This window comes from Campylobacter sp. RM12647, from assembly GCF_020138135.1.
Lineage (GTDB): Bacteria > Campylobacterota > Campylobacteria > Campylobacterales > Campylobacteraceae > Campylobacter_E.
This window is the reverse complement of record NZ_JACGAS010000076.1, coordinates 1-308: the sequence shown is the minus strand read 5'-3', so window position 1 is coordinate 308 and position 308 is coordinate 1. Positions and strand designations below refer to the sequence as shown.

Annotated in this window: 1 protein-coding gene; it reads left to right on the top strand. The window is 31.2% G+C overall.

The genetic code is table 11. From position 1 onward, the window contains the following. A partial coding sequence (locus AVBRAN12647_RS09655; RefSeq protein WP_336615126.1) for a hypothetical protein occupies positions 1–308 on the top strand: 308 nt, incomplete at both ends.

The following is a 308-nucleotide window of genomic DNA, read 5'->3' as shown; positions in this document are numbered from 1 at the left end:
CTTTAGAATTTAAAGTATTCCAAGGCGATGAAGATGGATATTTCAACAACTTAACTGAAATTCCAAATGGTGGTAGAACATTTGATACTACTCCAACATTTATAGGTAAATCAGTTGCTAATGATACTTTAGTATTATTATTTGTAAAACCAAATAATGCTACAGGTAAAGATGAAGCAATTATGAAAGAATTCCAAGCTGCACCAGATGGAACATTTACATATACTCCTGATTTAACAAACAGAGTAGATGGTAGTGGTTGGGAAGTTGGAACATATAAAGTATATTTATCAAGCTTAAAAACAGGA